The sequence below is a fragment of the Cellulomonas gelida genome, assembly GCF_006538725.1.
Lineage (GTDB): Bacteria > Actinomycetota > Actinomycetes > Actinomycetales > Cellulomonadaceae > Cellulomonas > Cellulomonas gelida.
The window spans coordinates 1-17645 of sequence record NZ_BJLQ01000011.1; the positions used below are offsets into that span (position 1 = coordinate 1).

Annotated in this window: 12 protein-coding genes; 9 read left to right on the top strand and 3 right to left on the bottom strand. The window is 74.2% G+C overall.

Annotation, left to right across the window (positions count from 1 at the left end):
* Positions 1 to 547: 547 nt before the first annotated feature.
* A complete protein-coding gene (locus tag CGE01nite_RS06830) occupies positions 548 to 1648 on the bottom strand; it encodes a winged helix DNA-binding domain-containing protein (protein WP_141369827.1) in 1101 nt (366 codons plus the stop codon).
* A 172-nt stretch (positions 1649 to 1820) separates the two neighbouring features.
* Here CGE01nite_RS06830 and CGE01nite_RS06835 point away from each other — a divergent pair, with 172 nt between their 5' ends.
* Entirely contained in the window at positions 1821 to 2918 is a 1098-nt protein-coding gene (locus tag CGE01nite_RS06835) for a fatty acid desaturase family protein (protein WP_229747320.1), read from the top strand.
* 186 nt (positions 2919 to 3104) lie between these two features.
* Here CGE01nite_RS06835 and CGE01nite_RS06840 read toward each other — a convergent pair whose 3' ends face one another.
* On the bottom strand, positions 3105 to 3308 hold the full coding sequence (locus CGE01nite_RS06840; RefSeq protein WP_048343508.1) for a cold-shock protein: 204 nt from the start codon (positions 3306 to 3308) through the stop codon (positions 3105 to 3107).
* 704 nt (positions 3309 to 4012) lie between these two features.
* On the opposite strand from CGE01nite_RS06840, the gene CGE01nite_RS06845 reads away from it, so the two are divergent.
* Both CGE01nite_RS06845 and CGE01nite_RS06850 read left to right on the top strand, forming a co-directional pair.
* Positions 4013 to 7279 carry an esterase-like activity of phytase family protein gene (locus CGE01nite_RS06845; RefSeq protein WP_141369831.1) on the top strand — a complete coding sequence of 1089 codons (3267 nt, stop codon included), beginning with the start codon at positions 4013 to 4015 and terminating at the stop codon, positions 7277 to 7279.
* Between the two features lie 153 nt (positions 7280 to 7432).
* Positions 7433 to 8416, top strand: coding sequence for a LacI family DNA-binding transcriptional regulator (locus CGE01nite_RS06850; protein ID WP_141369833.1), 984 nt, complete (start codon positions 7433 to 7435; stop codon positions 8414 to 8416).
* 110 nt (positions 8417 to 8526) lie between these two features.
* Here CGE01nite_RS06850 and CGE01nite_RS06855 read toward each other — a convergent pair whose 3' ends face one another.
* Entirely contained in the window at positions 8527 to 11439 is a 2913-nt protein-coding gene (locus tag CGE01nite_RS06855) for a glycosyl hydrolase (protein ID WP_141369835.1), read from the bottom strand.
* A 346-nt stretch (positions 11440 to 11785) separates the two neighbouring features.
* Here CGE01nite_RS06855 and CGE01nite_RS06860 point away from each other — a divergent pair, with 346 nt between their 5' ends.
* The 6 genes from CGE01nite_RS06860 (at position 11786) to moaC (ending at position 17645) form a co-directional block, all read left to right on the top strand.
* Positions 11786 to 12304, top strand: coding sequence for a low molecular weight protein-tyrosine-phosphatase (locus tag CGE01nite_RS06860; protein WP_229747319.1), 519 nt, complete (start codon positions 11786 to 11788; stop codon positions 12302 to 12304).
* Between the two features lie 267 nt (positions 12305 to 12571).
* Positions 12572 to 13747: a pyridoxal phosphate-dependent aminotransferase gene (locus tag CGE01nite_RS06865; protein ID WP_141369837.1), complete on the top strand. Its 1176-nt coding sequence runs from the start codon at positions 12572 to 12574 to the stop codon at positions 13745 to 13747.
* A gap of 79 nt (positions 13748 to 13826) precedes the next feature.
* The gene (locus CGE01nite_RS06870) at positions 13827 to 14255 is read left to right on the top strand and encodes a TFIIB-type zinc ribbon-containing protein (protein WP_141369839.1); all 429 of its coding nucleotides are present in this window, start codon (positions 13827 to 13829) and stop codon (positions 14253 to 14255) included.
* 231 nt (positions 14256 to 14486) lie between these two features.
* Complete coding sequence (locus CGE01nite_RS06875) at positions 14487 to 15656, top strand: ThiF family adenylyltransferase (RefSeq protein ID WP_141369934.1); 1170 nt, start codon at positions 14487 to 14489, stop codon at positions 15654 to 15656.
* 178 nt (positions 15657 to 15834) lie between these two features.
* Positions 15835 to 17175, top strand: coding sequence for a molybdopterin molybdotransferase MoeA (locus CGE01nite_RS06880; protein WP_141369841.1), 1341 nt, complete (start codon positions 15835 to 15837; stop codon positions 17173 to 17175).
* Positions 17172 to 17645 (top strand): cyclic pyranopterin monophosphate synthase MoaC, encoded by a 474-nt coding sequence (moaC, locus tag CGE01nite_RS06885; RefSeq protein WP_048344396.1) that lies wholly within the window; start codon positions 17172 to 17174, stop codon positions 17643 to 17645. The genes CGE01nite_RS06880 and moaC overlap by 4 nt, the downstream gene beginning before the upstream one ends.

A 17645-nucleotide genomic window follows, 5' to 3' on the forward strand; every position in this document is an offset into this window, starting at 1 on the left:
CCCGCCGACCCAGCGTCTGCTCTGGCTTGCGGGCGTGAAGCCGCGAGCGACCGCTGGGTCGGGGGTGGGGGGATTGGCGAGGCAGTGGTTGTTCCGGCCAACGGGGGCTGGGGGGCGAGTAGGTGCTGGGTCGGCGAGGGGGGGTAGGGGGGTAGGGGGCGGGAAAAAGGGGTGGCAGGGGGCGGAGGGGGGCGTAGCGTCGAAGCACACACGGAAGGAGGTGGTCCGAGACATGAAGTTCTCCAGGACGCGTGAGGTGACTGTCCGCTAGTCGCCCGAGCACTTCGGACGGATTGCATGATCCGCCCGCTGAGCCCGCCGGACCCCCAGGATCCGGACCAGGGCGGCGAGCGAGTCTCAGGCAGTCACCGCAGCCCGTGGGAGCCGCGACCTCGTCCTTCGCGGCAGGGCCCCGTCAGGGGTTCCGGCCCACGGGCTGTCCCATGCCCACCTCCAGTACCCAGCAGCTCACGAGCCCATGCCGGGCGGTGCGGGCTCGCCAGGGCTGGCCTCCGCACCGCGGCCCCGCCGCCAGGCGGCGGGCGGGCTACGCGATGGTGGTGCGGACCTCCTGGTCTGCGAAGGTCGCGTACCTCTGGAGCTCGGCGAGGACCGCGTCGCGTTCGGCGACGGACAGGTCGCGCGCCGGGTGCACGCGGACCTCGATCACGCCGCGCTCGACGCGCCGCTGCCACCAGCCCGCGAGCTGCTCGTCGACGAGCAGCACGTGCAGTGACGCGTAGTCGAGCGGGCGTCCGGCGGCCAGGCCCGCCGGGTCGACGAGCGAGCGCGTGGCGGGGAACGAGCCGTACACCTCGTCGTACGCCTGCAGGAGGTCGACCCGCGGGCCCGGGCCCGACGAAGGTGCGCCCAGGTCTCGCGGCACCCACCACAGCTCGTGCTCCTCGACCGTGAGCTGCTCGACGGCGTCGCCGAGACCCGCGAGGCCTCGTCGGACCTGCGTGAGCGTGAGGCTGGCCCACCACGCGAGGTCGCGCACGGAGGCAGGACCGTGCCCGACGAGGAAGCGGCGCACGAGCTCGCTGAGGGCCTCGTCGCCCGTGAGGTCGCCGCGGGGACGGGACGCGCCGCGCTCGTCGGCCAGCGCGTAGGTGTGCAGGGTGCCGCGCGCGCGACCGCTCACGACGATGCCCTCGAGCTCGGCGTGCATCACGACGAACGACAGGCGGTCGGGGGTCGTCTCGACACCCTCGGTGGCGAGGGCGACGCCGAGCTCCGCACGCGTGGGGTGCCCGCCCGGCGTCAGGCGCTCGACGACGCGCGCGAGCGCCACGTCCGTGCGCACGAGCGTCTCGTCGTCGAGCCCGAGCTCGCGGCCCCGCGGCGCGCACTGCCGGAGCACCCGGGGAGACGTCAGCGCGAGCACCCAGCGCAGGTCCTCAGGTGTGAGCAGGTGCCACGTGGGCCGCAGCGCGTGCGTGCGCAGGATCGCGCCGTCGTCGAGCGCGCGCCGCACGTCGTCGTCCGACGAGTCCGCGCACCGCTGGCCGAGGGACCACCGGGCGACCGGGAGCTCCTGCCCCTGCACGGCGAGCTGCTCGGCGACGACCTGACCTGCGCCTCGAGCCCGCGGGCCGCGCAGGCGCTGGGTCTCGAGCCGGCGGCGGACGACCTCGGCTGCGCGCATGCACCGAGGCTAGGACCGAGGTCCCACACACGACCCACGCAGAACACCCCTGGCGCGAACAGGCCCGCGGGGTACTCTGGCCAGGCGATCGGCACCCGCCCATGGCAACGACGCCCGCCCACGGCGGGCCCACCACCCCGGCAGGTGCTTCATCGCCACAACCACTCCCCCCGTGACCTCGACCGTGCTGCGTGAGGGCTTCCGTCCCACGGTCGCCCGCGACACCACGTTCCCGCACCTCACGCATGCGTACACGCAGGTCGCAGCCGTGGTGCGCGAACGCGGGCTCCTGCGCCGGGCGTACGGGTTCTACGGCGGGGTGGGCGCGGTGCTGCTCGCCGGGTTCGTCGGCGCCCTCGCGGGCTTCCTGCTGCTCGGCCACAGCTGGTTCCAGCTGCTGATCGCCGCGGGGCTCGGTGTCCTGCTCACGCAGACCGCGTTCCTCACGCACGAGGCCGCGCACAAGCAGGTGCTCGCGGGCGGCAAGGCCAACGACCGGCTCGCGCGCATCCTCGCGTGCGGCGTCGTCGGCGTGAGCCTGTCCTGGTGGGAGACCAAGCACAACCGGCACCACGCCAACCCGAACAAGGTCGGCAAGGACCCGGACATCGAGATCGACACGATCTCGTTCGTCGAGGAGGACGCGGCCACCGCGACCGGCCTGCGGGCGCTCATCACGCGGCGCCAGGGCTGGCTGTTCTTCCCGCTGCTCACGCTTGAGGGCCTGAACCTGCACCGCCTGGGCCTGCAGCACCTGCTCGGCCGCGAGAAGGTCGACCGGCGCTGGCAGGAGCTCGTGCTCATCGGCGTGCGGTTCGTCGCCTTCTGGGTCCCGGTGTTCTGGCTGCTGCCGATCGGGATGGCGTTCGCGTTCGTCGGCGTGCAGCTCGCGGTGTTCGGCGTGTACATGGGGGCCTCGTTCGCCCCCAACCACAAGGGCATGCCGGTGATCGGCCGCGACTCCAAGCTCGACTTCTTCTCCAAGCAGGTGCGGACCTCGCGCAACGTCCGGGGCGGCTGGTGGGCGACGTCGCTCATGGGCGGCCTCAACTACCAGATCGAGCACCACCTGTTCCCGAGCATGCCGCGCCCGCACCTGGCCCAGGCCCGCCTGCTGGTGCGCGAGCACTGCCGCACGCTCGACGTCCCGTACGCGGAGACGACGCTGCTGCGCTCGTACGCGATCGTCGTGCGGTACCTCAACGAGGTCGGCCTCGCGGCCCGTGACCCGTTCGAGTGCCACATGGTGTCCCGCTTCCGGCGCGTCTGACCCGACGGGTCGCGCCCGTCCCGCACGACCTCACACCCGCGCCCGCGCAGTCGGCGAGCGCGGGTGTCGTGCGTCCACGGGCGTCTGCGGGGGCGGGCAGGCGTGTGCGGGGACGACGAAGGGGCCGTACCGGGAGGCACGGCCCCTTCGAGCTGATGCCGGCGGACCGGCGTCAGAAGTCTGGCTTCAGAGCGGGCGGATGTTCTCCGCCTGCGGGCCCTTGGGGCCCTGAGCAACGTCGAACTCGACCTGCTGGTTCTCCTCGAGGGAGCGGAACCCGGAGGACTGGATCGCGCTGTAGTGCGCGAACACGTCGGCGGAGCCGTCGGACGGGGCGATGAAGCCGTAGCCCTTCTCAGCGTTGAACCACTTCACAGTGCCGGTGGCCATGATGTCTTCTCTCGTTCGAGGGGCGTGGTCGCGGGCGCGACCTCGCTCGCCGCGCCCAGGGGGTCGCGGACGGTTGTGGGCGCGGGCTCGGCGAGCACGCGGGTGGGGACGGGTCGCACGGTGCGGGACCAGGAGCGCGTCGGCGGCCGCCCAGGTGGCGACGACGCCGAGCGACCGCGTGAAGCGGTCGCTGATGCGCAGACCGTCGGCGGTGCGCTGGGCCAGGCCCGCGTACTCGTCCGCGACGGTGGCGACCCAAAGGTCCTCGTCGGCCTGGCGCCAGCGCGGTGCTGCGGGCCGGGGACCTGTCTGGGACAGGGGATCAAGACTGGTGAAGATGCTGACTACTCTCGCGCCCCGCGCGTTCGTCGGGGTGGATGGATCTCAAGGTGAATCGGTGACGGCGGTCGCCGTCCGGGCTCGCGGTCCTGCTTCGATGCGATGAACCGAAGAGCTGCGACGGGGTGACCCGTCACGTGAACGCGTGTCCGAGAGTACACGACACGCCGCCAACCGCACAGGGTCGCCTCGGTCACGTGCTCTGCGGTCGGCTCGGCGCACGCGTCCGGGCGGCGCGGCAGTCCGACGAGACCGCCTCGCCGACCGACTCGTCGAGCGCCCGCCGCAACGCGTTCACCTGCGGTTCCGTGCCCGGACACGCACGGTCGGCACAGTTCGGCGCGACCCCGTCCTGAGGAGAGCTGATGCTGCCCGCACGCCCCCGCCGCGCGCTCGCCGGACCCACGGCGCTCGCCGTGACCGGCGCCCTGGCCGTCACGGGCCTGACCGTCGCCCCCGCGTCGGCCGCCCCCGTCCGACCCGCCGCATCCGTCATGTCCGCCGCGTCACTCGCGGCCGGCACCCCGGCGAACGGCTGGTCCGACGACGGCTGGACCGCGCCGACCCCCGGCTCCGCGTTCCACCGGCTCGCGACCTACCCCGTCTACCTCAACCGCCCGGCGGGCGTCGACGCCGCCGCCGCTACGGTCGCGGAGATCTCCGCGGTCTCCCAGGACGGCACGACCTTCGTCCACACGGACGCGCTGGCGCGCCGCATCGGCTTCGTCGACATCACCGACCCCGCGCACCCGGTGGGGCGCGGCACGCTCGATCTCGCGGCCGACCTCGGCGTCGGCGCGCACGCGGAGCCGACGAGCGTCGCCGTGGTCGGCGGGTACGTGCTCGTCGTCGTCGACACCTCGACGTCGTTCACGAGCCCGTCGGGTGCGCTCGTCGTCGTGGACCTGGCGACGCACGAGGTGGTGCGGACGCTCGACCTCGGCGGTCAGCCCGACTCGATCGCGCTGACGCCCGACCAGGCCCACGCCGCGATCGCGATCGAGAACCAGCGCGACGAGGACGCCAAGCCGGCGGGCGGCGCGAAGGGGGACCTGCCGCAGCTCCCGGGCGGCTTCCTGCAGCTCGTCGACCTGCCGGACCCGGCGAGCCCCGAGGGCTGGAGCCTGCGCGAGGTCCCGTTCACGGACGGCGGGGCCGCGCTGCCGGCGTTCACAGCCGCGGGGCTCGACACGCCGCAGGACCCCGAGCCGGAGTACGTGGCGATCGACCCGACGGGCACGACGGTGGCGGTGACGCTGCAGGAGAACAACGGCGTCGTGCTGGTCGACGTCGCGACGGGCGCGATCACGAAGGTCTTCTCGGCCGGCACGCACGCGGTGACGGGCATCGACACGAAGAAGGACGGCGTGATCGACCAGACCGGCGCGATCGCCGCGGTGCCGCGCGAGCCCGACGCGATCGGCTGGCTCGATGCGCGGCACGTGGCGACGGCCAACGAGGGCGACTGGAAGGGCGGCACGCGCGGCTGGTCGGTGTTCGACACGACCACCGGTGACGTCGTGTGGGACGCGGGTGCCTCGCTCGAGCGCCTGGCGGTGCGCGTGGGGCTGCACACCGAGGACCGGGCGGCCAAGAAGGGCGTGGAGATCGAGGGCCTCGCAGTCGCGACGTTCGGCGGTACGCCGTACGTGCTCGTCGGCTCCGAGCGCTCGAACTTCGTCGCGGCGTACGACGTGAGCGACCCGACCAGCCCGGTGTTCGAACAGGTCCTGGCCACGACGAACGGCCCCGAGGGCATCCTGCCGGTGCCGGCGCGCGACCTGCTGATCGTCTCCTCCGAGACGGACTCCGCGGCGGTGAACGTCCGCTCGGCGGTCACGGTCTACGGCCGCGGCGAGGGGTACACCTCCGCGGCCGGGGCGCCGACGTTCCCGTCCGTGGTCTCCGCGGACGCCGCGGGTGCGCCGATCGGCTGGGGCGCGCTGGGTGCGCTCGCGGCGGACCGTCGCGACGACGAGCGCCTCTGGTCCGCCACCGACGCGGCGTACGCCGACACGCGGCTGCTGTCGATCGACGTCAGCGGCACGCCCGCGGTGATCGACCGCCAGCTGCGGGTGACCGAGCGCGGCGTCGGGCTCACGCTCGACGTCGAGGGTGTCGCCACGCGGCGCGCGGGCGGGTTCTGGCTCGGCGTCGAGGGCGCGGCCGGGGCGGGCAACGAGCTCGTGCGGACCAACGCGTACGGCGCGGTCGTCGAGCGGGTCGCCCTGCCGGCCGACGTCGCGGCGGGGCTGTCGAAGTGGGGCGTCGAGGGCGTCACGACGACCGACGACGCCGACGGTGAGCACGTGTGGGTCGCGCTGCAGCGTGGCCTGACGAGCGACCCCGGCGGCCTCGGGGGCACCGCGCGGCTCGGGCGGTACGACACCGCCGACGGCACGTGGACGTGGTTCGCCTACCCGCTGGGCACGACGAGCGTGGCCGGCGACTGGCTGGGGCTCTCGGAGGTCGTCGCGGTCGACGACGACACGCTCGCGGTGATCGAGCGCGACAAGCTCAACGGCCCGAACGCCGCGGTGAAGCGCGTCTACACCGTGGACGTCCCGGCCGACCCCGCACCCGGCGAGGTCGCGGTCATGACGAAGTCGCTCGCGCACGACGTCCTGCCCGACCTGCGCGCGACCGCGGGCTGGACGCAGGAGAAGCTCGAGGGCCTGACGATCGCCGGCGACGGCACGGTGTGGGCGATCACCGACAACGACGCGCTCGCCGACGCGACCGGCGAGACGGTGCTGCTCTCCCTGGGGACGCGCGCCGCTGTGTTCGGCGCGACCGCGACCAGCTCGACGCTCCGGGTCACCGGCGGCCTCGCCTACGGCCAGCGCCAGACGCTCACGGCCACCGTGACGCCTGCGGTCACCGGGACGGTCACGTTCCTCGACGGCTCGCGCACGGTCGCGAGCGCCCCGGCGGTGTCCGGGACCGCGACCGCGTCCGTGGCGCTCGCGGCGGGCACCCACGCGCTCGTCGCGCGGTTCACGCCGTCCGACGACACCGCCGCGCCCTCGTCGTCGCAGGCCGTCCGCGTGACGGTCCGCAAGGCGACGACGAGCACGACGACACGCGTCGCTGCGAGCACCCCGACCTACGGCACGCCGGTCAAGGTCACGGTGACCGTGACGGGTGCGACCGCCGCGCCCACCGGCCGCGTGCAGGTCCGCGAGGGGTCGAAGGTGCTGGGCACCGGGACGCTGCTCACGTCCGGGACGTCGGGCCGCGCGACGGTCACGCTCCCCGCGTCGCTCGCGGTGGGTCGCCACCGGCTCACCGCGGTGTTCGCGGGCACGTCCGACGTCGCGGGGTCGTCGTCGGCGGCCACGGTCACCGTCCGGCGCGCGACGCCGAAGGTGAGCCTCGCGGCGTCGTCGTGGACCGTGGCGAAGGGCACGCGGCCGACGATCGTCGTCCAGGTGACCGGCGCGGGCGCGACCCCCGGCGGCACCGTGACCGTGAAGGTGGGCCGCACGACGGTGGCGACCCGCACGCTCGTCGACGGCCGGCTCGTCGTGACGCTGCCCCCCGCGACCCGGACCTCGGCGGTCACGATCCGCTACGCGGGCTCGACCTCGTACCTGCCGGTCACCGCGTCCCGCACGCTCACCGTGCGCTGACCCGGGACGTCGGCACCCGCGACCCGGAGCAGCAGTCCGTGCCGCGCGCACATCACCCGTGTGCGCGCGGCACGGCGCTGTCCGGCCGGCTGCGTCGTCGCTGATCAGGTCTACGATCAGCGCAGCCGTGCCGGGGTCGCGAGGAGGGGAGCCGTGCGGGTCACCAGTGCTGATGTCGCACGCGAGAGCGGCGTCTCCCGCACCACCGTGAGCTACGTGCTCAACGCGAAGCCCGGCGTCGTCATCACCGAGGCCACACGGCGGCGCGTGCTCGAGGCGGCCAGCCGGCTCGGCTACACGCCGTCCGCCGCTGCTCGCGCGCTGCGCTCCGGGCGCAGCGACCTCGTGCTGTGCGTCCTGCCCGACTGGACGGTCGGGCCGGTGCTCGACACGCTCATCGACCACGTCACCACCTCGCTCGCCGAGCACGGGCTGTCGGTGCTCGTGCACATCAGCCGCGGCTCGCGCCCGCTCGCGGAGCTGTGGCGCGCGGTGACGCCGTGCGCGGTGCTCGGGCTGGTGCCGTTCGCGGCAGCCGACGCGCGGGCGATGACCCGCTCGGGCATCGTCGTCGTCGGCTCGGCGCTCGACGAGGACCCGCACCCCGAGACGTTCGTCGTGCCGCAGACGAGCATCGGCCGCCTGCAGGTCGAGCACCTCGTGGCCCGCGGCCACCGCGCGCTGGCGTACGCCGCACCGGCCGACGACCGCCTGGTCGCTTTCGCCGACCGTCGCCTCGCCGGCGTGCGCGCCGAGTGCGCGCGCCTGGGTCTGCCCGAGCCGCGCGTGACGACCGTGGACCTCACCGTGGAGTCGGCGGCGGCGGCCGTGCGCGGGTGGCGGGACGACGCCGTACCCGTGACCGCCGTGGCGGCGTACAACGACGAGGTCGCGCTCGCGGTGCTGGCCGGCGCCACCGCCGCCGGGCTCGTGGTGCCGGACGACCTCGCGGTGATCGGGGTCGACGACATCCCCGTCGCGCGCCTCGCGTCGCCGCCGCTGACGACCGTGTGGCAGGCCATCGACGCGCAGGCCGAGTACCTCGCGGCGTCCGTGCTGGCCGCGCTGGACCCGTCGCTCGAGCCGCCCGTCCGGCCCGACGACGTGTTCCACGTGCTCGAGCGCGCCTCGACCTGAGAGCGGCACTGCCTGAGAGAACGCGGCCTGAGAGCGACGCGCCCGGACGCGAGCAGGGCCCCCGCCGGGTGCGAACGGCGGGGGCCCTGCTGCTCGGGACTACCTCACGGTCACTGGAACGTGAACCAGTTGACGTTCACGAAGTCCGCCGGCTGGCCGGACTCGAACGTGAGGTAGACGGTGTGCCGGCCGGTGGTGCCCGCGATGTTCGCCGGGACCGTGCGCCACGCCTGCCAGCCGCCGGTGCTCGCGATCGCGAAGCTCCCGACCGGTGCCGCGGTCGGGCTGTCGAGCCGGACCTGGACCAGGCCGCTCGCGCCGTTGATCGCACCCGAGGCCACCCGCGCCACGAACTGGGTGCGCGGCGTGCTGCCGAAGTCCACCCGGTCGAAGCGCAGCCAGTCGCCGTTCGAGATCCAGCCGACGTTCGAGCCACCGTCGAGGTCCTCGGTCGCCTCGACGGCGACCGCCGACGCCGCCGCGTACGCCTCCGCCTGGATGCGGGACGTGGCGGGGATGCCCGTGCCGGGCGTCGGCGTGGGGCTGGGGGTCGGGCTGGGGGTCGGGCTCGGTGTCGGCGACGGCGTGGGGCTGGGGGTCGGCGACGGCGTGGGCGTCGGGCTGGGTGTGGGCGTGGGAGTCGGCGTGGGGTTCGTCGTGCCGCCCGTCGAGCTCGCGACCGAGCGCGCCGGGACGTTGAGCGTCACGCCGTTCGAGAACCGCACCGTCACGGCCGACGAGCCCATGTTCGCGGCCTGGTACGTCCGCACCCCGTTCTTGACGAACACCGCGTGCAACGGGGTGTTCGCCGTGACCGACCGGTCGACCGTCCCCACACCGGCCAGGTTCTTCAGCCAGTAGAAGGTGTGGGCCCGCGACTCGCCCTCTTCGATCGTGTACGAGCCCGCCTGCGAGCGGAACTGGGACAGCGCGGTCGGGGCGTCGGCCAGGGCCTGGAACTCCCAGATGATGTCCTTCCACACCGTGGCCGGGCCGCCGTTGTTGCGTTCGAGCTCGGCGATGTTCCGGCCGATGTACGCGGGGTCGTAGCCCAGGTACAGGTGGCCGGCCGTGGACGGCAGCAGGTTGATGCCCTGGATCATCTCCGGCTCGGCGCTGAACCAGGTGGCGTAGGCGCCGCCGTCGCCCCACACCATGCCGACCGTGGAGTGCCCGAACGCTGCCGGGAACGCCTCGTCGTCGGTGTCGAACCAGTAGTTCTCGATGGCCGAGGCCTGCGTCGTGTAGAGGTAGATGCCCAGGTCACGAACGGTCTTGTTGTTCGTGACCTGACCCCACTGGATGAGCCCGCTCGCGAAGTTCATGCCCTCCGACGACGACTCCTGGTTGTTGCCCGCCCCGAACGCGCCGTGCCCGGCCGCCCAGTCGTGGCCCGCGTAGATGTCGAAGTCGCGCAGGAACGGGAAGCGCGTGTCGTTGCGGTCCCAGTTGGCGGCGTCCTTGATGACGGTGTTGACCATGCCGCCGTACGCCGAGTCCGCCGCCCAGGCCGGGTCGAACTGCGCGACGGTCGCGGCGCCCACCACGTAGTAGCCGTAGTGGAAGTGGTGGTCGTTGAGGTCGGTGTCCGAGCCGTACGACGCGGGGTAGCCGATGAGCGTGCCCCACCTCGAGTCGTACGCGAACAGCCGCTGCGTCTCGCCGGGCGAGGCGGTCATCCAGTCGGTGAGCCGCGTCTTGACCTTGCCGAGCAGCGCGTCGCGCGCGCCCGTGTTGCCGGTGAGGTTGGCGATCTGCGCGACCTGCGTGGCCCGCCCGATCGCCTTGCCCGTCCAGTACGTGTCCTCACCGAAGCCCGCGAACGGGTCCGTGCCCGCGACCTCGTTGACGTAGCCGTTGAGCTGGTTGACGTCGGCGCCGGACGTGAAGCCGGTGTTCGCGAGCTGCGGCAGCACGCCGTTGAAGGGCGTGACGGTCTGGAACTGCGACGCACCGATCGCGACGCGCATCGGGCCGCGCGGGGAGACGTAGGAGTACGTGCTCAGCGTGGTCCCGGCGAGGTTGTCGCGCTGGTGCGGGTAGAGCGCGAAGACCGTTCCCGCGCTGCCGGCCTGCTTGGCGGTCGTCGTGAACTGGTACGTCGCGGTGAGCTTGGCCGCGGACTCGTCGTACGTCCACGAGACCTTGGTGCCCGTGACGTGGTTGTGCGCGTACGGGGCGTACGCCGCGAGCGCCGCGGCGCGGCCGGACGCGCTGCCCGTCGACGGGAGCACCGCGACGGAGAAGTACGCGCCGCCGTTGAGCGACGAGCTGATCGTCGTGCCGGACACCGACCACGTGGAGCCCGTCGGGCCGAATGCCGCGTAGTCGTGGCCGTTGACGCTGAAGCCGACCGCGCCGTTCGCGGTGCTCCAGACCGTCGGCGTGCCCGTCGTCGTGAGCGTCGCGTTGCCGCCGGTCTTGGTCGCGTAGACGAACGGCAGGCCGTGGCCGAACGTGGTGCGCAGGCTGTTGCCGCCGCTGGCCCACAGCTCGCTCACGGTCCAGTCGGAGTAGCCGTCGACCTTGCCGTCGGCGGTCAGGCCCGCGATGCCGATGCGCACGTCCTCCGCGTACGAGTAGTGGTACTCGGAGACGCCCGTCGCCGTGCCGGAGATGCTCGCGTTCGTCGGGTAGCTCATGCCGAGCCCGTTGGTGAACGCGTGGAACGCCGCCGGGTGCGCCATGAGGTTCTCGGAGATCGAGGCGCAGTCGAACTTGCGCCACAGCAGCGAGGTCCACCAGTCGTTGGTCGGGATCGCGCCCGCCGGGAAGTTGCTCGTGACGTGCGCGCGCGGGTTGGTGATCGGGGTGTTGTTGCACTCGGTGGGGACCGCGCCACCGGCCGGGATCGCGTCGGCGTAGCTCCCGGAGCCGACGTTCGCGGCGTCGGCACGTGGCGACATCGCCACGGCTTGGAGCAGCGACACGACGAGCGCCGCGGCCGCCACGAGGGCGACGACGACGCGGCGGTCGGGGATCGGGAGGGGGCGGGCGCGCGACGGATCGGCGTGGGCAGGCATCCGGGCATCTCCGTTTCTCGGCTGCCGGACGCCGGGGACGGGTCGGGCAGCGTAGGTCACCGGCGGAGTCAGGGGGACATCCGCCGGACGCGATCCGACCGACTTCGCGCGACGTTGCGGGAAGCGGGTCGGTCAGAGCAGTGGTGACGGGCACCGGTTCGCAGCGCCCGCGACGCACGCCTCCACGTCGAGGCGCAATGTCCGTTGACTCGTGTCACCAGCGCTATGGCCAGATTGCTGCCGGGGGCGCCTGATGTCAAGCGGAACGGTCTGGCACCTGCTCGGACGCGCACGTGCGGGCGGTCGTTGGGGCCTTGTCCGGACCCGTGGGGCTCCGTGGGCCAAGATGACGGGCGTGACCTACCGCGTGATGACCGTGTGCACCGGGAACATCTGCCGCTCGCCCATGGCGGAGATCGTGCTGCGTGCGCGCCTCGAGGAGGCCGGGTTGGCCGACGAGGTCGTCGTCGACTCCTCGGGCGTGTCCGACGAGGAGCACGGCAACCCCGTCGACCGCCGCGCGCGGGCGGTGCTCGCTGCGCACGGCTATCCGACCGGCGACGGGCACCACGCGCACCGGATCACCGCGACCGAGCTGAGCACGCGCGACCTGATCCTGCCCGCGACCGCGCAGCACGCCCGCACGCTGCGCCGCATGGCCCCCGCCGAGGTGGCCGACCGGATCGTCATGCTGCGCCGCTTCGACCCGGCCGCGCCGGTCGTCGGCCCCGGCGAGCCCGAGCACGTGCTCGACATCGACGACCCCTGGTACGGCGGCATGCAGGACTTCGAGGACTGCCTCACCCAGATCGAGGCCGCCACCGCGGGCGTCGTCGCCCACCTCCGCGCCACCCTCCACCCCTGACCCCACCCACCCCCACCCACCCCCTCCTGCTCCGCCGCGCCGCGGCCCCACCTGCCCTGCCCACCCCCGCCCCCCGCCGCGAGCCCGGTGGGTGCAGGGATGAATGCAGGGGAGGTGCCGTTCCAGGTGGTGTGATCTGCATTCATCCCTGCACTCACCGCGCGGTGAGTGGCGTGCTGCGCGGTGAGGGGAGTGCTGCGCGGTGGGTGGCGTGCCCGTGGCGGGATCGTCGGGTGGGGGGTGGTGGGGGCGGGCAGGATGGGGGGCGTGAAGGTTGCTGCTCGCGCGCATGTGCCGCCGTTCGCCGTCATGGAGATCATCGCCGCCGCCAACGCCCGGCGGGCGGCGGGGGAGGACGTGCTCAACCTGTGCGCGGGCGAACCCGCCACCGGGGCGTCCGACGTGGTGCGGCAGCGCGCGATCGAGCTGCTGACCAGCGGGGACCTCGGCTACACCGAGGCGCTCGGGGCGCCCGGGCTGCGCGCCGCGATCGCCGCGCACTACGGCGACTGGTACGGCGTCGCGCTCGACCCCGCGCGCATCGCGGTGACGACGGGCTCGTCGGGCGGGTTCATGCTCGCGTTCCTCGCGGCGTTCGACGTGGGCGACCGCGTGGCGCTCGCCCGCCCCGGCTACCCGGCCTACACGAACATCCTCGCGGCGCTCGGCTGCGAGGTCGTCGAGCTCGCCGCCGGGCCGCAGACCCGGTTCCAGCCGACCGTCGCGATGCTCGAGGCGGCGCACGCGACGAAGCCGCTCGACGGGCTCGTCGTCGCCTCACCCGCGAACCCGACCGGGACCATGATCGACGCCGCCGAGCTCGAGGCCCTCGCCGACTGGTGCGGCGAGCACGGCGTGCGCCTGATCAGCGACGAGATCTACCACGGCATCACCTACACCGACGCGAGGGTCGCGACCGCCGCGCGCTACCTCGGCTCGGGCGCCGTCGTGGTGAACTCGTTCTCCAAGTACTGGGCGATGACCGGGTGGCGCCTGGGCTGGCTCGTCCTGCCCGACGACCTCGTCGCGCCCGTCGACGCGCTCGCGGGCAACGTGGCGCTGTGCCCGCCCGCCCTCGCGCAGCACGCGGGCATCGCGGCGTTCTCGCCCGAGGGCATGGCCGCCGCACGCGAGAACGTCGAGCGGTACGCGGCCGCCCGCGCACTGCTGCTGTCGCGACTGCCCGAGCTCGGCTGGACCCACGTCGCCCCCGCCGACGGCGCGTTCTACCTGTACGGCGACGTGTCCGCGTCCGGGCTCGACTCGGTCACGTGGTGCGCGCGCCTGCTCGACGAGGCGGGCGTCGCCCTGACGCCCGGCACCGACTTCGACCCCGTCGACGGGTCGCGGTACGTGCGGCTGTCGTTCGCGTCGTCGGTCGAGGTGGTGCGCGCGGCGGTCGACCGGATCGTCGCGTGGCAGCGCACGCTGGCGACCGCGTGAGCCCGACGAACCGGGCACGTCCGCGGCCGCTCGGTCGTTGGTGTGGCGTCAGCAGCCCTCATCCCGTCAGGAGCGCGCCATGAAGTGCCCCGTCGACCAGGCCGAGCTGGTCATGTCCGAGCGGCAGGGGGTCGAGATCGACTACTGCCCGACCTGTCGCGGCGTGTGGCTCGACCGCGGCGAGCTGGACAAGATCCTCGACCGCGCCGCGGCGGTCTCGACACCCGGGGCACCGCCGGCGCCCGGTGCCGCTGCGACGCCGCCCCCCTACGGCACGCCGCCCGCAGGCGCCGAGCCTCGCCATGACGCACCCCGCTACGACGCTCCTCGCTACGACGCCCCCCGCCACGACGGCCCCCGGTACGACGAGCCGCGCTACGACGAGCGGCGGCGCGACGACGACCGCTCGCGCTACGGCTCGTCGGGCGACCCGCGGTACGACGACCCGCGCTACCGGCGCAAGAAGAAGCGCGAGTCCTGGCTGGGCGACCTCCTCGACTTCGACTGACCCCAGCCACGACCGGCCACCCAGCGCTTGCTCCGGCCACCGCCGCCCTTCCCCGGAGCAGTCGCTGGGTCGTCCGGGTTCCTGGGGTGACCCAGCGCTTGCTCCGGCTGACGGCGCCGAGACCCGGAGTAGTCGCTGGGTCGTCGGGGGTCGGGGGCGGGACGGTCGTAGGTTGGGGGGGTGGGGAACTCAGCGCTGGTGCAGCCGGGCGGAGAGCTGACCGCTGAGCAGATGGCGCGCAGCTCGCGGCACCTGCTCCTGCCGGGGATCGGGCTCGTCGGGCAGCGGCGGCTGCGCGCCGCGCGCGTGTGCGTGCTCGGTGCGGGCGGGCTCGGGGCGCCCGTGCTGCAGTACCTCGCCGCGGCGGGTGTCGGGACGCTCGGGATCGTCGACGACGACGAGGTCGACGTGTCCAACCTGCAGCGGCAGGTCATCCACGGCTCGTCGGACGTGGGCCGGCCCAAGGTGGACTCGGCCCGCGACGCGGTGCACCACCTCGACCCGAGCATCGTCGTCGTGCCGCACGCCGTCCGCCTGACCAGCGACAACGCGCGCGAGATCCTCGGCGGGTACGACGTCGTCGTCGACGGGACGGACAACTTCCCCACGCGCTACCTCGTCTCCGACGCCGCCGCGGCGCTCGGCATCCCCGTCGTGTGGGGGTCGGTGCTGCGGTTCGACGCGCAGGTGTCGGTGTTCTGGTCCGCGGCGCCGGGCGGCGGCGTGACGCTGCGCGACCTGTTCCCGGTCGAGCCCGGGCCCGACGAGGTGCCCTCGTGCGCCGAGGCCGGCGTGCTCGGGGCGCTGTGCGGGCAGGTCGGCTCGCTCATGGCGACCGAGGTGGTCAAGCTCGTGTGCGGGCTCGGCGAGCCGCTGCTGGGTCGCGTGCTGGTGCTCGACGCACTGCGCTCGCGCTGGACCGAGGTTCCACTCGCGCGGTCGTCGCGTCCGGGGGCCGACGCGGGGCGGGCCGACGCGCGGGACGAGGCGCCGACGGGGGAGCCGTCGCCGGCGGGCTCGTCGGTGCAGGTCCCGGCGCAGGCGCCCGTGCCGTCGCCGGTCTCGCCCGCGGACCGCGTGCCCCAGGTCAGCGCCGACGAGCTCGCGGCGCGGATCGCCGACGCGGCCGACGGTGTCGTCGTCGTGGACGTCCGTGAGCCGTACGAGATCGCCGCTGCACCGTTCCCGGGCGCGGTGCCCGTGCCGCTCGCGACGGTGCTCGACGGCTCCGCGCTGCACGACTGGTCGCACGGTCCGGCGGTCGTCGTGGTGTGCCATGCGGGTGCCCGCTCGCACGCCGCCGCGCAGGTGCTGCGCGCGGCAGGGATCGACGCGTCGAACCTCACGGGCGGCATCGTCGCCTGGCTCTCCCACGCGCCGACGGCGACTTCCCACCGCTGACCCACCAGCCGGCGCCCCCGTCGTCGGGCGCTCGATGCACGAATGAATGCAGGACGGATGCCTCTGCGCTGCGCGCACCCTGCATCCATCGCTGCACCGACGGGACGGCGGGGCGCGTGGTGCGGCGCACGGGGTGGGGCGGGCGTGGGAGCATCGGGCGACGACGAGAGGGGTACACGTGCGGTCGCTCGACGAGCACCGGGCAGCGACGCTCGCGCTGGCGGCGCCGCTGCCGGCCATCGAGGTCCCGCTGCTCGACGCGCTGGGGCTCGTCCTCGCCGCCGACGTGACCACGCAGGCCGCGCTGCCGCGATGGGACAACTCCGCGATGGACGGGTACGCGGTCCGCGCGGCGGACGTCGCGGCGGCGGCCGTGGACGCGGGTGTCGTCCTGCGCGTGGTGGGTGACGTCGCGGCCGGCTCCGCCGACGAGCCCGAGGTCGCCCCGGGCACCGCGGTCCGGATCATGACCGGCGCACCGCTGCCCCCGGGCGCGGACGCCGTGGTCCCGGTCGAGCAGACCGCCGTGCCCGACGCGCCCGCCGGAGACCCGGCCGAGCCGCAGTGGGCCGACGGCGGCGGCGCGGGGCTCGTCGAGGTGCGTGCGGCGGTCGCGCCCGGCGCGCACGTGCGACGTGCCGGCGAGGACGCCGACGCGGGCGAGGCCGTGCTGCCGGCGGGCGCGCTCGTCGGCCCGACGCACCTCGCAGCCGCGGCGTCGGTCGGGCGCGCGACGCTCGTCGTGCACCGTCGGCCGCGCATCGCGGTGATCTCGACCGGCGACGAGCTCGTCGAGCCCGGCGCCGAGCTGCGGCGCGGTCAGATCCCCGACTCCAACTCCTGGCTGCTCGCTGCCGCGGTGCTGGACGCGGGCGCCGAGCCGCTGCGCCTCGGCCCTGTCGCCGACGACCCCGCCGCCCTGCACCGACTGCTCGTCGGCCTCGACGCCGGTGAGCACGGGACGGTCGACGGCATCGTGACCTCGGGCGGTGTGAGCGTCGGGGCGTTCGACGTGGTCAAGGCCGCGCTCGCCGACGAGCGGGGCGTCGAGTTCGTGCGCGTCGCGGTGCAGCCGGGCAAGCCGCAGGGTCTCGGCCGGCTCCCGGGCGGCACCCCGATCTGGACGCTGCCGGGCAACCCCGTGAGCACGCACGCGTCGTTCGAGGTGTTCGTGCGGCCCGCGATCCGCCGCATGCTCGGCCTCGCCGACGTCGAGCGGCCGCGCACGCGCGTCGTCGTCGGCGAGGGCTGGCGCACCCCGCCCGCGCGCGCCCAGCTCATGCCGGTCCGCCGCGTGCCGTCCGACGAGGTGCCGGCCGACGACGTGCGGTCCGACGACGTGCGGTCCGACGACGTGTCGTCCGACGAGGGAGGCCTCCCGCGCGTCCGGCGCGCGACGGCGCGGGGCTCCGGCTCGCATCTCGTCGCGCGGCTCCCGCAGGCGCACGGACTGGCGATCGTGCCCGCCGACGTGGACGAGGTCCGCGCCGGCGACACCCTGGAGGTCTTCTGGACATGAGCGAGTTCACGCACCTCGACGCGCGCGGTCACGCGCGCATGGTCGACGTCACCGAGAAGAAGCCGACCGTCCGGTCCGCGACGGCGTCCGGGCTCGTGGCGTGCGGTCCTGCGGTGGTCGCCGCGCTGCGCGACGGGTCCGTGCCCAAGGGTGACGTGCTCGCGGTCGCACGCATCGCGGGCATCGCCGCGGCCAAGCGCACGCCCGAGCTGTTGCCGCTCGCGCACGTCATCGGGGTGCACGGCGCGTCCGTGGACCTGTCGATCGACGACGACGGCGTCCGGATCACCGCGACCGTGCGCACCGCCGACCGCACGGGGGTCGAGATGGAGGCGCTCACGGCGGTGAGCGTCGCGGCGCTCGCGGTGGTCGACATGGTCAAGGGCCTCGACAAGTCCGTGCGCATCGCGGACGTCCGGCTCGAGGCGAAGACGGGCGGCAAGTCGGGCGACTGGCACCGGGCGTCCTGA